Genomic DNA, 13,103 nt, shown 5'->3' on the forward strand with positions numbered 1-13,103 from the left:
CGCCGCTCGACGGCGGGCAGGTCGTCGCGCCGGCCGGTGCGGCCGGGCAGCAGTGCGGCCGGGTCGGCGACCAGCCGCTCCTCGCCGGTGGCGGCGTCGAGCAGGTGGAGGCGGTCGACCGGATCCTCCGGACCGGTCGAGCGGAGCAGCAGCAGCCGGGTACCGTCCTCGGCGAGGGTGTACGCACGCGGCGCGCCGAAGGCGAACCGGCCGGTACGGGCGCTGAGGGCAAGGAAGGGGTCGGTGATGGTCACGGCCCGATGGTGGTCGCGAGGTGCGTGTCCCGACCAGTAGTCTGTCATGTGAAATGTCACACATCAGTCTGCATGCCGGCCGGAACGTCAGCCACCGGCACGTCAGCCAGCGGAGGAAACCGTGAACGAGGACCTGCGGACCACCGAACCCCCGGCCCCGCTGCCCGCCGCCGACGGGCTGTTCAGCGTGTCGCCGCAGACCGCGCACCTGAACCACGGCTCGTTCGGCGCCGTGCCCCTCCCGGTGCAGCGGGCACAGGACCGGCTGCGCACCGAGCACGAGCAGGACCCGGACGGCTTCTTCGCCGACCTCCCGGCGCGGATCGCCGCCGCCCGCGTCCTGATCGCCGCCGAACTGGACACCGACCCGGACCGGCTCGCGCTGGTCTCCAACGTCACCGAGGCGGTCGCGATCGCCCTGGACACCATCCCGTTCGCGCCCGGCGACCGGATCCTGGTCACCGACCACGGCTACGGCGCGGTGACGCAGGCCGCGGCCCGCAAGGCCGCCGAGACCGGCGCCGAACTCGTGGTGGCCCGCGTCCCCCTGGACGCCCCGGACGAGCAGGCCGTCCGGGAGGCGGTGCTCGCCGCAGCGGACGGGCGCACCACCGTCGCGATCCTGGACCAGCTGACCTCGCCCACCGCCCGCCTGGTGGCCGGCCCGGCCCTGCTCGCCGACCTGCGCGCCCGCGGCGTGACCACCGTGGTGGACGGCGCCCACGCGCCCGGCATGCTGCCCGCCCCGATCGACCCGAACGCCGACTTCTGGTTCGGCAACCTGCACAAGTGGGCCTTCGCCCCGCGCGCCACCGGGGTGCTCGCCGTCCGCCCCGAGTGGACCGGCCGGGTGCGCCCGCTGGCGCTGTCCTGGGAGCACGACAAGGGCTTCCCCGGCAACGTCGAGTGGCGCGGCACCTGCGACTACACGCCCTGGCTGGCCGCCCCGGCCGGCTTCGAGCTGCTGCGCGGACTCGGCCACGCGGCGGTGGCCGCCCACAACACCGCCCTCGCCGCGTACGGCGGCGGGGTGCTGGCCGAGCGGGCCGGCCTGGCGCCGCTGCCCTCGACACCCGGGGTGTGGATGAGCACCGTCCGGCTGCCGGCCGGGTACGGCGAGACCGAGCCGCAGGTGAAGGCGCTGATGGCCGAGGTGTGGCACCGGCTGGGCACCCGGATCGCCGTCCGCCCGTGGGCCGGCGGCGGGGTGCTGCGGGTCAGCGCGCAGCTGTACAACCGGCCGCAGGAGTACGAGCGGCTGGCGGAGGGGCTGACGGAGCTGCTGAAGGGCTAGTCGCCGGACGCCTGTAGCTCCGCCAGGAGCAGGTTCCGGTCGGCGAGCAGCCCGGTGAGGATTCGCCGGGCGGCCCGCAGCAGGTCGGCGACGTCGCCGCCGGCCAGCGCGTAACTCTGTACCGATCACTTGAAGACATTTGCAACTATGGATCTGGGAGGGGAGCGATCTCGTCGCACGGAAAAACGGTGCTATCGATGTCAGTCCTCCCGGGTAACCTCTCGCTGAGATGCGAGATCACACCAACCACATCCGGACGGCGATGAACACCCCCGATCCAGAGCTCCAGGACGACCGGGAGCTCAGCCCCGCCGAGGCGTACGCGGCCAGCCGTCGCCGGGCCCAGGAGCAGGCCACCGCCCTGTACGGCTTCCAGCAGCTGTACGACTTCCCGCTGGACGACTTCCAGCTGGAGGCCTGCGAGACGCTGGAGGCCGGATCCGGCGTGCTGGTCGCCGCCCCCACCGGCTCCGGGAAGACCATCGTCGGCGAGTTCGCCGTGCACCTGGCCCTGGCCGCGGGCCGCAAGTGCTTCTACACCACGCCGATCAAGGCGCTCTCCAACCAGAAGTACGGGGACCTGGTCAAGCGCTACGGCGCCGCCAAGGTCGGCCTGCTCACCGGTGACAACACCGTCAACGGCGACGCGCCCGTGGTGGTCATGACCACCGAGGTGCTGCGCAACATGCTCTACGCGGGCTCCAGCACCCTCGACGGCCTCGGCTACGTCGTGATGGACGAGGTGCACTACCTCGCCGACCGCTTCCGCGGCGCGGTCTGGGAGGAGGTCATCATCCACCTCCCCGAGTCGGTCACCCTCGTCTCGCTCTCCGCGACCGTCTCCAACGCCGAGGAGTTCGGCGACTGGCTGGACACCGTGCGCGGCGGCACCAAGGTGATCGTCTCCGAGACCCGCCCCGTGCCGCTGTGGCAGCACGTGATGGCCGGCAACCGGATGTACGACCTGTTCGCCGACCCCGACCGGGACGGCCGCCCCAAGAACAACCTGAAGAACCCCGGCAAGGCCGTCAACCCCGAGCTGGTCCGGCTCGCCCGCTCCGAGCTCGACCGCAACCCGCGCGACCGCTTCGGCCGCGGCCGGGGCCGCTCGATGCCCAACGGCCGTCCCGGCCGGGTCTGGACGCCGGGCCGGGTGGACGTCATCGACCGGCTCGACGCCGAGGGCCTGCTGCCCGCGATCACCTTCATCTTCAGCCGGGCCGGCTGCGAGGCCGCCGTCCAGCAGTGCCTCAGCTCCGGCCTGCGGCTCAACAAGGACTCCGAGCGCGCCCAGGTCCGGGCGATCGTCGAGGAGCGCTGCGCCGACATCCCGGACGAGGACCTGCACGTCCTCGGCTACTTCGAGTGGCTGGACGGGCTTGAGCGCGGCATTGCCGCCCACCACGCCGGGATGCTGCCCCGGTTCAAGGAGGTGGTCGAGGAGCTCTTCGTGAAGGGCCTGGTCAAGGCCGTCTTCGCGACCGAGACCCTGGCGCTCGGCATCAACATGCCCGCCCGCTCGGTGGTCATGGAGAAGCTGGTCAAGTGGAACGGCGAGACCCACGCCGACATCACCCCCGGCGAGTACACCCAGCTCACCGGCCGGGCCGGGCGGCGCGGCATCGACGTCGAGGGCCACGCCGTGGTGCTCTGGCAGCGCGGCCTCGACCCGGAGGCGCTGGCCGGCCTGGCCGGCACCCGCACCTACCCGCTCAAGTCCAGCTTCCGGCCCTCCTACAACATGGCCGTCAACCTGGTCTCCCAGTTCGGCCGGCACCGCTCGCGCGAGCTGCTGGAGACCTCCTTCGCCCAGTTCCAGGCGGACCGCTCGGTGGTCGGCATCGCCCGCCAGGTGCAGCGCAACGAGGAGGGGCTGGAGGGCTACCGCGAGTCGATGACCTGCCACCTCGGGGACTTCGACGACTACATGGAGCTGCGCCGCAAGCTCAAGGACCGCGAGAACGAGCTCGCCCGCGAGGGCACCAGCCAGCGCCGCGCGGCCGCCGTCGAGTCCATCGAGCAGCTCAAGCCGGGCGACGTCATCCACGTCCCCACCGGGAAGTTCGCCGGCCTCGCCCTGGTCCTCGACCCGGGCCTGCCGCCGGTCAACCGTTCCGGCCGGGGCGGCCCGCGCCACCCCGACTTCCAGGACGGCCCGCGCCCGGTGGTGCTCACCGCCGAGCGTCAGGTCAAGCGGCTCGCCATGATCGACTTCCCGCACCCGGTCGCCGCGATCGAGCGCGTGCGCATCCCCAAGTCCTTCAACCCGCGCAGCCCGCAGTCCCGGCGTGACCTCGCCTCGGCACTGCGCACCAAGGCCGGCCACCTGGAGCCCGAGCGCTTCCGGCGCGGCCGCGCGGCCGCCGCCGACGACCCGGAGATCACCCGGCTGCGCACCGAGCTGCGCAGGCACCCCTGCCACGGCTGCTCCGACCGCGAGGACCACGCCCGCTGGGCCGAGCGCTACCACCGGCTGCACCGTGACACCGAGCTGCTGGAACGGCGGATGCGCTCGCGCACCCACACCATCGCCCGCACCTTCGACCGGGTCTGCGCGCTGCTCACCGACCTCGGCTACCTGAGCGGGGACACCGTCACCGACGACGGCAAGCGGCTCGGCCGGCTCTACGGCGAGCTCGACCTGCTCGCCTCCGAGTGCATCCGCGAGGGCGTCTGGAACGGCCTGGCCGCCGCCGAACTCGCCGCCTGCGCCTCGGCGCTGGTGTACGAGGCCCGCCAGTCCGACGACGCCGGCGCCCCCCGGGTGCCGGAGGGCGCGGCCAAGGAGGCGCTCGGCAAGATGGTCCGGATCTGGGGGCACCTGGACGCCCTGGAGGAGCAGCACCGGATCAACACCGCCGAGGGCGTCGGCCAGCGCGAGCCCGACCTCGGCTTCGCCTGGGTCGCCTACCGCTGGGCGCTCGGCCACAACCTCGACCAGGTGCTGCGCGACGCCGACATGCCGGCCGGCGACTTCGTCCGCTGGACCAAGCAGCTGATCGACGTCCTGGGCCAGATCCAGGACGCCGCCGGCGAGGACGTCGAACTCCGCAGGACCGCCCGCAAGGCCGTCGACGGCCTCCGCCGCGGCATCATCGCCTACTCCTCGGTGGGCTAGCCGGACACCCGAAGGGGCCCGCACGTTCGCGTCGAACGTGCGGGCCCCTTCGCATGCCTGACGACGAAGGAGGCGGAAGCCACCGGTGCCCGCAGCCCCGACTCCCCACCACCGTGCGGTTTCGGCTGTGCCCCGTCGCCTCGGTTCCTATTCCCGGGGGCGTCCGGACCCGGCGGCGTCGAGGCGGCGGACGAGTTCGCGCAGGGCGCGCAGTTCGCGGTCGAGGGCTTCGGCGCCGTGGGGGGTGAGGGAGACCCAGGTGCGGGGGCGGCGGCCCGCGTAGCCCTTGGCGACGGTGACCAGGCCGGATTCCTCCAGGACCTTGAGGTGGCGGGAGAGGTTGCCGTCGGTGAGGCCGAGCTGCTCCTTGAGGAAGCCGAACTCGACGCTCTCGGCCTCGCGGGCGATCGCCAGGATGCCGAGCCGGACCCGCTGGTGGACGGTGTCGTCCAGGGCGAGGGTCGGATGCTGCTCCTCGGCTTCGTCCGCAACGCTCATGAGGAGACCGTACGGGATGCCCCCGGTGCGCGGCGGGCCGCCGTCCACTGCGCCAGCCCGGCGGCCAGCAGGACCGCCGCCAGCAGCAGCGCCTTCGGCTGCGGGCCGTCGGCCCAGCCGCCGTCGCCCCGGTCGAGCCACGGCAGCCAGCCGCTCTCCCACGGTGCCGCGAGGTAGGCGGTGAGCAGCGCCGCATGGGCGAGCCCGGCGGCGGTCACCAGGGGGCTGCGTTCGGCCAGCCCGAGGACGACCAGGCCGATGCCGACCACGTACCAGGGCGAGGCGTAGGTGTTCACGAGCATGGACAGGGCGAACGGCACCCGGTGGGCGAAGAGCAGGGCGAGCAGCACGGCGGAGACCAGGATGCCGACGCCGACCGCGGCGCCGATCCAACCGCTGCGGTGCGGGACGATCCCGCGGGCCTCGCCGCGCCGCCGGTACCAGCGGGCCAGTGCCAGCCAGGCGAGCGGGAGCAGTGCGTACCAGACGCCCCAGGCCAGGAATCGGAGGACGGCACCGTCGAACTCGCCGGTCTGGCACGGGCCGTCCGGGGTGTGCGACACGCAGAGGTCGATGAGCTCCGAGTAGGCGAAGAGCGGATAGGAATCGACGGACCGCCCGTTGGCGCCGAAGTTGTAGGCCTGGCCGGAGATCGGCGCGGCGGCCAGGGCCAGCAGGCCGAACCCGAGCAGCGGCACCCCCGAGCCGCGCAGCCGTGTCCGGGCGCGGGCCCGGAGTCCTTCCGTCTCGGCGAGGAGTTCGGCCGGGCCGCCCCCGTGCGTTGTCGTCATGATCCACCCCTTGTCACGCGCAATCGCTTTGCTGTGCCATGAACTTTGCATCGCAAAGTGAGGTGTAGTCAAGGGCACTTGGGGCCGGCCGACCCCGGGAACGCCGAGGGGCCCGCACGTTCGCGTCGAACGTGCGGGCCCCTTCGCAGGTACGGGCTCAGCGGGTGGCGAGGGCTTCCAGGACGCGGTCGAGGGAGGTGCCGAGGCCCCAGCGGGTGGAGAGTTCCTCCAGGGTCATCGGGTACAGCGGCTCGCGGGGGAGGGCCGGGTCGAAGCCCGGCAGGGGGGCGTCGTCGGCGACGCGGACGACCGTGGGGGCGACGTCGAGGTAGGCGGAGCCCTCGACGATGTTGCGGCGGCGGGCCGGGGTGAGCTTGGAGCCCGGGTCGAGAGCGGCGGCGCGGATGGCCGCGAGGTCGCCGTACTCGTTGATCAGCTGGGCGGCGGTCTTCTCGCCGATGCCCCTGACCCCGGGCAGGCCGTCCGACGGGTCCCCGCGCAGGGCGGCCATGTCGGCGTACCGGGCACCGCGCACGCCGTACTTCTCCAGCAGCAGCGCGTCGTCGGTGACCTGGAGGTTGCCCATGCCCTTGACCGGGTAGAGCACGGTGATCCCGCGGGCGTCGTCCACCAGCTGGAAGAGGTCGCGGTCGCCGGTGACGATCTGCACCGGCCCGGTGGCGCGGGCGGTGAGGGTGCCGATCACGTCGTCCGCCTCGTAGCCGGGGGAGCCGACCCGGGCGATGCCGAGCGCGTCCAGCACCTGTTCGATCACCGGGACCTGCGGGGCCAGCGTGTCGGGCACCTCCTCCTCGCCGTCCTCGGCCGCCTCGGCGACCCGGTGCGTCTTGTACGAGGGGACGAGGTCCACCCGCCACTGCGGGCGCCAGTCGGCGTCCATGCAGGCGACGAGTTCCTCGGGGCGGTGGTCGTGGACCAGCCGGGCGATGAAGTCCAGCAGGCCGCGGACGGCGTTGACCGGCTCACCCTGCGGCGAGCGCAGGGTGTCCGGTACGCCGAAGTAGGCCCGGAAGTACAGGCTGGCGGAGTCGAGCAGCATCAGTCGCGGTGCGGTCACGATCAGCATCATGCCGCACCGCGGTGACGGACGGGTGTCGTCAGTGCTCGTGCGGTCCGGCGCGGTGGACCGGGCCGTGGGCGTCGGCGCAGTGCTCGGCGTCGACGGCCGGATCGCCCGGCCCGGCGATCTGCAGCAGCGCGCCGGCCTCGTCCTCGCCGACGTGGTCGACCTGGAGGGTGGAGTGGGTGATGCCGTACTCGTCCGAGAGCCGGCGCTGCAGCGAACGGCGCACGGCGTGGCAGTCGCCGCCGGGGGTGACCAGGATGTGCGCGGACAGGGCGGGCTGGCCGGAGGTGATCTCCCAGATGTGCAGGTCGTGGATCTCCTCGACCAGTGGCTCGGTGACCATCCGGTCGGCCACCGCGTCCGGGTCGATCCCGGCCGGGGCGGCCTCCAGGAAGATCCGCCCGGAGTCCCGGACCAGCGCGATGCCGGCCTTGAGCATCAGTGCGACGACGATCAGCGAGGCGATCGCGTCGGCCCGGGCGAAGCCGGTGGTCAGCACGACCACACCGGCGACGGCGGTGGCGATGAACGCGTACAGGTCGGTCAGCACGTGCTGGAAGGCGCCCTCGACGTTCAGAGAGCTGCGGTTGGCCTTGGACATGCACCAGGTGGCGGCGAGGTTGACCACGATCCCGACCAGCGCGGTGATCAGCACCAGTGAGCCGGTGACCTCCGGCGGTTCGAGCAGCCGGGTGATCGCCTCGTAGCCCAGCCAGGCCGACAGCACCAGCAGGGTGACCCCGTTGGCCTGCGCGGAGAGGATCTCGGCGCGCTTGAGGCCGTAGGTGTAGCCGCCCCGGGCCGGGCGGGCGGCGAGCCGCATGGCGATCAGCGCGAGCACGATCGAGGCGGCGTCGGTGAGCATGTGGGCCGCGTCCGAGATCAGCGCCAGGGACTGGGCGGCGAAGCCGACCACGACCTCGCCGGCCATGAAGACGACGATCAGGGCGAGGGCGCTGAGCAGCCAGCGGCGGTCCGCGTCGGCGGCGACGCCGTGCGAGTGTCCGCCGTGTCCGCCGGACCCGTGCCCGTGCTTGTGGTCATGCGCATGATCATCGTGCGAATGCTCGTGCCCGGCCATGGAAGTCCTCTCTGGGCGCACGGGTGTGAAGGGGGGCGCGGCGCGACCGGCCCGCACCCGAAGTGAACCGCAGAATCGGCAAAGATCCAAAGGTTGTACTGGTGACCGTTGTCGTTCCCGTCCGGGCGGCCGGACCCGGCGCACACCACAGCCGGCCGGCGGCCCGAACTCCCCTGCCCCCGCGCCCAGTTGCGCTACCCCAGCGCCAGCGTGTCGAGAGTCGCCGCGGTGGCCGCCCGGGCCAGGGCCCGCATCAGCCGCAGATCGTCCCCCTGCTCCGGGTGCCACTGCACCCCGAGCGCGAACCCCGGGCCCTCCACCGCCTCCACCGTCCCGTCCGGCGCGTGGGCGCTCACCCGCAGGCCCGCCCCGACCCGGTCGACGGCCTGGTGGTGGAAGGTCGGCACCTCCAGCTCGCTCTCCGGCAGCAGCCCGCCCAACAGCGTCCCCGGCACCGGCCGTACCAGGTGCGAGCCGTAGCACCCGGGCGACCCTCCGTGCACGTCCACCGGCACCACGTCCGGAAGGTGCTGCACCAGCGTCCCGCCGCACACCACGTTCAGGATCTGCATCCCCCGGCAGACCGCCAGCAGCGGCATCCCCGCCACCAGCGCCGCCCGCAGCAGCGCGACCTCCCAGGCGTCCCGCTCCGGCGAGTCCACCTCGGTCGCCGGATGGGCCGGCTCCCCGTAGTACGCCGGGTCGATGTCCGGCCCGCCCGCGATCACCAGGCCGTCCAGCCGGGCTAGCACCTCCGGCGCGCGCTCCGGGGCGTCGGGCGGCAGCAGGACCGCGATCCCGCCGGAGTCCCGGACCTGCGCGGTGTACCGCTCGGGCAGCAGGGCCACCCGGCGGCCCCGCCAATCGCTCCAACTCGCGTCCACCAGGTAGGTGCTGACGCCGATCAAAGGCCTGCGATCCATGGCGCGCATTCTCCCCCCGAACCGCGCGATCCACCGTCAGCCACGCGCGTCGGCGCGCCACGGGCAGCCGACACCCGTCGCCCTCTTCCGCCCCGCGAGCGGCAGGCCGTACGGTTCGCTGTGACCGCTTGATCTCGAAGAGTGATCGAGGAGGAGGGTTCAGCCATGCTCGAACAGACCGCCGCGGGCTCGCCGCCCCGGCCGCCGCTGACCCTGGCCGGGCTGCGCACCCTGGTGGACGCCGGTGAGGTGCACACCGTCGCGCTCGCCTTCACCGACATGCAGGGCCGTCTCCAGGGCAAGCGCTTCGCCGCCCGGTTCTTCCTCGACGAGGTCGCCGAGCACGGCGCCGAGGCCTGCGACTACCTGCTGGCCGTCGACGTCGACCTGAACACCGTGGACGGCTACGCCTTCTCCTCCTGGGCCACCGGCTACGGCGACTTCGCGATGCGCCCCGACCTCGGCACCCTGCGGCTGACCCCCTGGCAGCCCGGCACCGCCCAGGTCACCGCCGACCTCGCCCGGCACGGCGGCCACCCGGTGGACGCCGCCCCGCGCCAGCTGCTGCGCCGCCAGATCGCCCGGCTCGCCGAGCACGGCCTGGCCGCCGACATCGGCACCGAGCTGGAGTTCCTGGTCTTCCGCGACACCTACGAGCAGGCCTGGCTGGGCGGCTACCGCGGCCTGACCCCGGCGAACCTCTACAACGTGGACTACTCGATGCTGGGCACCGCCCGGGTCGAGCCGCTGCTGTCCCGGATCCGCACCGAGATGGCCGGTGCCGGCCTGGTGGTGGAGTCCGCCAAGGGCGAGTGCAACCTCGGCCAGCACGAGATCGCCTTCCGCTACGCCGACGCCCTCACCACCTGCGACCAGCACAGCGTCTACAAGACCGGCGCGAAGGAGATCGCCGCCCAACTCGGCTGCGCGCTCACCTTCATGGCCAAGTACGACGAGCGCGAGGGCAACAGCTGCCACATCCACCTCTCGCTGCGCGACGCCGTCGGCGCCCCCGCCTTCGCCGACCGGGACGGCCGGATGACCGACACCATGCGGCACTTCCTGGCCGGTCAGCTGACCGCGCTGCGCGAGTTCAGCGTGCTGTACGCGCCGAACATCAACTCCTACAAGCGCTACCGCCCGGGCTCCTTCGCCCCGACCGCCGTCGCCTGGGGCCGGGACAACCGCACCTGCGCCTACCGGGTGGTCGGCCACGGCCCCGGCCTGCGGATGGAGAACCGGGTGCCGGGCGGCGACGTCAACCCGTACCTCGCGGTGGCCGGGATGATCGCGGCCGGCCTGCACGGGCTGCAGCGCAAGCTGGAACTGCCCGCGCCATGCCTCGGCAACGCCTACGCGGTCGAGGAGTACGCCCGGGTGCCCGGATCGCTGCGCGAGGCGGCCGAGCTGTGGGCGGACAGCGTGCTGGCCCGCGAGGCCTTCGGCGACGACGTGGTCGAGCACTACCTGAACATGGCCCGGGTCGAGCAGGCCGCCTACGACGGGGCGGTCACCGACTGGGAGCGCTACCGATCCTTCGAACGGATGTGACGCATGACCGACGGACGTGAGGCATGACCGAGCCGACCGCGAGCACCGCCCCCGCCGCGAGCACCGTTCGCAACCCCGCCACCGGCGAGGTGCTCGCCACTGTCCCGGACACCACCCCCGAACAGCTGGACGCGGCCGTCCGGCGGGCGGTGAAGGCCCAGGCGGGCTGGGCCGCGCTCGCCCCCGGCGAACGCGCCCGGCTGCTGCGCCGCTTCGCCGACCAGGTCGAGGTGCACGTCCCCGAGCTGGCCGCCCTGGAGGTGGAGGAGGCCGGCCACCTCCTGGGCAACGCCCGCTGGGAGGCCGGCAACGTCCGCGACCTGCTGGAGTACGCGGCCGGAGGAGTGGAGCGGCTGACCGGCCGGCAGATCCCGGTCCCCGGCGGCCTGGACGTGACCTTCCACGAGCCGGTCGGCGTGGTCGGGGTGATCGCGCCGTGGAACTTCCCGATGCCGATCGCCGCCTGGGGCTTCGCCCCCGCGCTGGCGGCCGGCAACGCCGTCCTGCTCAAGCCCGCCGAGGCCACCCCGCTGACGGCCCTGCGGCTGGCCGAGCTCGCCCTCGCGGCGGGCCTGCCCGAGGGCCTGTTCCAGGTCGTCCCGGGCGCGGGCGCCGGCACCGGCCGGGCCCTGGTGGACCACCCGGCCGTCCGCAAGATCGTCTTCACCGGCTCGACCGTCGTCGGCAAGGAGGTCGCCGCCCGCTGCGCCGCCCGCGCCAAGCGGGTCACCCTGGAGCTCGGCGGCAAGAGCCCCAACATCGTCTTCGCCGACGCCGACCTGGCCCGCGCCGCCGACCCGATGTCCTTCGCGGACAACAGCGGCCAGGACTGCTGCGCCCGCAGCCGGATCCTGGTCCAGCGCGAGGTGTACGAGGACTTCCTCGCCCTGCTGCTGCCCGCCGTCGAGACCCTGCGCACCGGCGACCCGGCCGACCCGCAGACGCAGCTCGGCCCGCTGATCTCGGCCTCCCAGGTCCGCCGGGTGGCCTCCTACCTCACCCCCGACCTGCCGGTGCTGGCCCGCGGGAAGGTCCCGGACGGGCCCGGCTACTGGCACCCGCCCACGGTGGTCGCCCCCGGGGACGCGGAGGCCCCGGCCGTCACCGAGGAGATCTTCGGCCCGGTCGCCGCCGTCCTGCCGTTCACCGACGAGGCCGACGCGCTGCGGCTGGCCAACGCCACCCGCTACGGCCTGTCCGGCTCGATCTGGACCCGGGACGTCGGCCGGGCGCTGCGCCTGGCCCGGGGCGTGCGGGCGGGCAACCTGTCGGTCAACTCGCACTCCTCGGTGCGCTACTGGACGCCCTTCGGCGGCTTCGGCGAGTCCGGGGTGGGCCGCGAGCTGGGGCCGGACGCGCTGCGCCACTTCACCGAGACCAAGAACGTCTTCATCCACAGCGAGGAGTGACAGCCCCATGAGCGAGAAGCACGCCGCGCGCGACGACGTCGCCTGCCGCCGGCTGGTCGGCCGCACCGCGGTGGTCACCGGCGCGGGCAGCGGGATCGGCCTGGCCGCCGCCCGACGGCTCGCCTCGGAGGGGGCGAAGGTCGTCTGCGCCGACCTCGACGAGGAGACCGGGCGGGCCGCCGCCAAGGAGGTCGGCGGGCTGTTCGTGCACACCGACGTCACCGACCCGTACATGGTCGAGGCGCTGTTCGACGAGGCGTACGAGACCTGCGGCAGCGTGGACGTCGCGTTCAACAACGCGGGCATCTCGCCGCCCGAGGACGACTCGATCCTCACCACCGGCCTGGACGCCTGGCGCAAGGTCCAGGAGGTCAACCTGACCTCGGTCTACCTGTGCTGCAAGGCCGCGCTGCCGTACATGCGCCGGCACGGGCGGGGCTCGATCATCAACACCGCCAGCTTCGTGGCCCGGATGGGCGCGGCCACCTCGCAGATCTCCTACACCGCCTCCAAGGGCGGGGTGCTGGCGATGTCCCGCGAGCTGGGCGTGCAGTTCGCCCGGGAGGGCATCCGGGTCAACGCGCTCTCGCCCGGGCCGGTGGACACCCCGCTGCTGCGCGAGCTGTTCGCCAAGGACCCGGAGCGGGCCGCCCGCCGGCTGGTGCACATCCCGCTCGGCCGGTTCGCCCGGGCCGAGGAGATCGCCGCCGCGGTGGCCTTCCTGGCCAGCGACGACTCCTCGTTCATCACGGCGAGCGAGTTCCTGGTGGACGGCGGCATCTCCGGGGCGTACGTGACCCCGCTCTAGGCTCGTCCTCGCCGCCGCACCGGGGTTCTCACCGGAATCTCATCGAAAACGGCGGGAATCTCCGGCTGCGCTGATTTCGCGTTTATCCGGCTGCCTTTAGATTCTCTACCGTGAGTGAGCAGATCCCCGCCGGGTGGTACCCGGACCCCAAGGACACCACCAGCGACCCGAGGCCGCAGCGGTGGTGGGACGGCAAGGGCTGGACGGCCGACACCCGGCCCGCACCCTCGGACGCCCCGGCGCCGGAGGCTCCGCAGGCGGAGCCGGCGGCCGCCGCGGCCCCGGGGCC

At 73.3% G+C, this 13,103-nt stretch carries 11 protein-coding genes and 2 pseudogenes; 6 read left to right on the forward strand and 7 right to left on the reverse strand.

Annotated elements, in window-relative coordinates; genetic code table 11:
• A pseudogene (locus tag KS423_RS22775) lies at positions 1 to 254 on the reverse strand (S9 family peptidase); the annotation flags it as partial.
• 121 nt (positions 255 to 375) lie between these two features.
• On the opposite strand from KS423_RS22775, the gene KS423_RS22780 reads away from it, so the two are divergent.
• Positions 376 to 1,548 carry an aminotransferase class V-fold PLP-dependent enzyme gene (locus KS423_RS22780; protein WP_224281446.1) on the forward strand — a complete coding sequence of 391 codons (1,173 nt, stop codon included), beginning with the start codon at positions 376 to 378 and terminating at the stop codon, positions 1,546 to 1,548.
• Here KS423_RS22780 and KS423_RS22785 read toward each other — a convergent pair.
• Positions 1,545 to 1,673 (reverse strand): annotated as a pseudogene (locus tag KS423_RS22785) (transcriptional regulator); the annotation flags it as partial. The gene KS423_RS22780 and the pseudogene KS423_RS22785 sit on opposite strands and share 4 nt — an antisense overlap.
• A 137-nt stretch (positions 1,674 to 1,810) precedes the next feature.
• Here KS423_RS22785 and KS423_RS22790 point away from each other — a divergent pair.
• The gene (locus KS423_RS22790) at positions 1,811 to 4,666 is read left to right on the forward strand and encodes an RNA helicase (protein WP_224281456.1); all 2,856 of its coding nucleotides are present in this window, start codon (positions 1,811 to 1,813) and stop codon (positions 4,664 to 4,666) included.
• Positions 4,667 to 4,813: 147 nt separating this feature from the next.
• Here KS423_RS22790 and KS423_RS22795 read toward each other — a convergent pair whose 3' ends face one another.
• The 5 genes from KS423_RS22795 to KS423_RS22815 all read right to left on the reverse strand — a co-directional run bounded on the left by KS423_RS22795 (position 4,814) and on the right by KS423_RS22815 (position 9,046).
• A complete protein-coding gene (locus KS423_RS22795) occupies positions 4,814 to 5,164 on the reverse strand; it encodes a transcriptional regulator (RefSeq protein ID WP_224281447.1) in 351 nt (116 codons plus the stop codon).
• Positions 5,161 to 5,955, reverse strand: a complete 795-nt coding sequence (locus KS423_RS22800; protein WP_224281448.1) for a hypothetical protein — start codon at positions 5,953 to 5,955, stop codon at positions 5,161 to 5,163. Before KS423_RS22800 ends, KS423_RS22795 begins: the two co-directional genes overlap by 4 nt.
• A 157-nt stretch (positions 5,956 to 6,112) precedes the next feature.
• The gene (locus KS423_RS22805; protein ID WP_224281457.1) at positions 6,113 to 7,015 is read right to left on the reverse strand and encodes a 5'-3' exonuclease; all 903 of its coding nucleotides are present in this window, start codon (positions 7,013 to 7,015) and stop codon (positions 6,113 to 6,115) included.
• 58 nt (positions 7,016 to 7,073) lie between these two features.
• Positions 7,074 to 8,123: a cation diffusion facilitator family transporter gene (locus KS423_RS22810; protein ID WP_224281449.1), complete on the reverse strand. Its 1,050-nt coding sequence runs from the start codon at positions 8,121 to 8,123 to the stop codon at positions 7,074 to 7,076.
• Positions 8,124 to 8,317: 194 nt separating this feature from the next.
• A complete protein-coding gene (locus KS423_RS22815; protein WP_224281450.1) occupies positions 8,318 to 9,046 on the reverse strand; it encodes a gamma-glutamyl-gamma-aminobutyrate hydrolase family protein in 729 nt (242 codons plus the stop codon).
• A 165-nt stretch (positions 9,047 to 9,211) separates the two neighbouring features.
• Between KS423_RS22815 and KS423_RS22820 the strand changes: the two genes are divergently transcribed.
• The 4 genes from KS423_RS22820 to KS423_RS48560 all read left to right on the forward strand — a co-directional run.
• Complete coding sequence (locus KS423_RS22820) at positions 9,212 to 10,597, forward strand: glutamine synthetase family protein (protein ID WP_224281451.1); 1,386 nt, start codon at positions 9,212 to 9,214, stop codon at positions 10,595 to 10,597.
• A 23-nt stretch (positions 10,598 to 10,620) separates the two neighbouring features.
• A complete protein-coding gene (locus KS423_RS22825) occupies positions 10,621 to 12,006 on the forward strand; it encodes an aldehyde dehydrogenase (RefSeq protein WP_224281452.1) in 1,386 nt (461 codons plus the stop codon).
• Positions 12,007 to 12,013: 7 nt separating this feature from the next.
• Entirely contained in the window at positions 12,014 to 12,814 is an 801-nt protein-coding gene (locus KS423_RS22830; protein ID WP_224281455.1) for a 3-oxoacyl-ACP reductase, read from the forward strand.
• Positions 12,815 to 12,924: 110 nt separating this feature from the next.
• Positions 12,925 to 13,103: DUF2510 domain-containing protein (locus tag KS423_RS48560; protein WP_224281458.1), on the forward strand; the 179-nt coding region annotated here is incomplete at its 3' end.

It is taken from the genome of Streptomyces sp. LS1784, assembly GCF_020103755.1.
Taxonomy (GTDB): Bacteria; Actinomycetota; Actinomycetes; order Streptomycetales; family Streptomycetaceae; genus Kitasatospora.

Coding starts and splice junctions, on each gene's coding strand:
- KS423_RS22800 (WP_224281448.1), bottom strand. CDS start 5,955: ATGACGACAACGCACGGGGGCGGCCCGGCCGAACTCCTCGCCGAGACG.
- KS423_RS22815 (WP_224281450.1), bottom strand. CDS start 9,046: ATGGATCGCAGGCCTTTGATCGGCGTCAGCACCTACCTGGTGGACGCG.
- KS423_RS22830 (WP_224281455.1), top strand. CDS start 12,014: ATGAGCGAGAAGCACGCCGCGCGCGACGACGTCGCCTGCCGCCGGCTG.
- KS423_RS22810 (WP_224281449.1), bottom strand. CDS start 8,123: ATGGCCGGGCACGAGCATTCGCACGATGATCATGCGCATGACCACAAG.
- KS423_RS22820 (WP_224281451.1), top strand. CDS start 9,212: ATGCTCGAACAGACCGCCGCGGGCTCGCCGCCCCGGCCGCCGCTGACC.
- KS423_RS22825 (WP_224281452.1), top strand. CDS start 10,621: ATGACCGAGCCGACCGCGAGCACCGCCCCCGCCGCGAGCACCGTTCGC.
- KS423_RS22805 (WP_224281457.1), bottom strand. CDS start 7,015: ATGCTGCTCGACTCCGCCAGCCTGTACTTCCGGGCCTACTTCGGCGTA.
- KS423_RS22790 (WP_224281456.1), top strand. CDS start 1,811: ATGAACACCCCCGATCCAGAGCTCCAGGACGACCGGGAGCTCAGCCCC.
- KS423_RS22795 (WP_224281447.1), bottom strand. CDS start 5,164: ATGAGCGTTGCGGACGAAGCCGAGGAGCAGCATCCGACCCTCGCCCTG.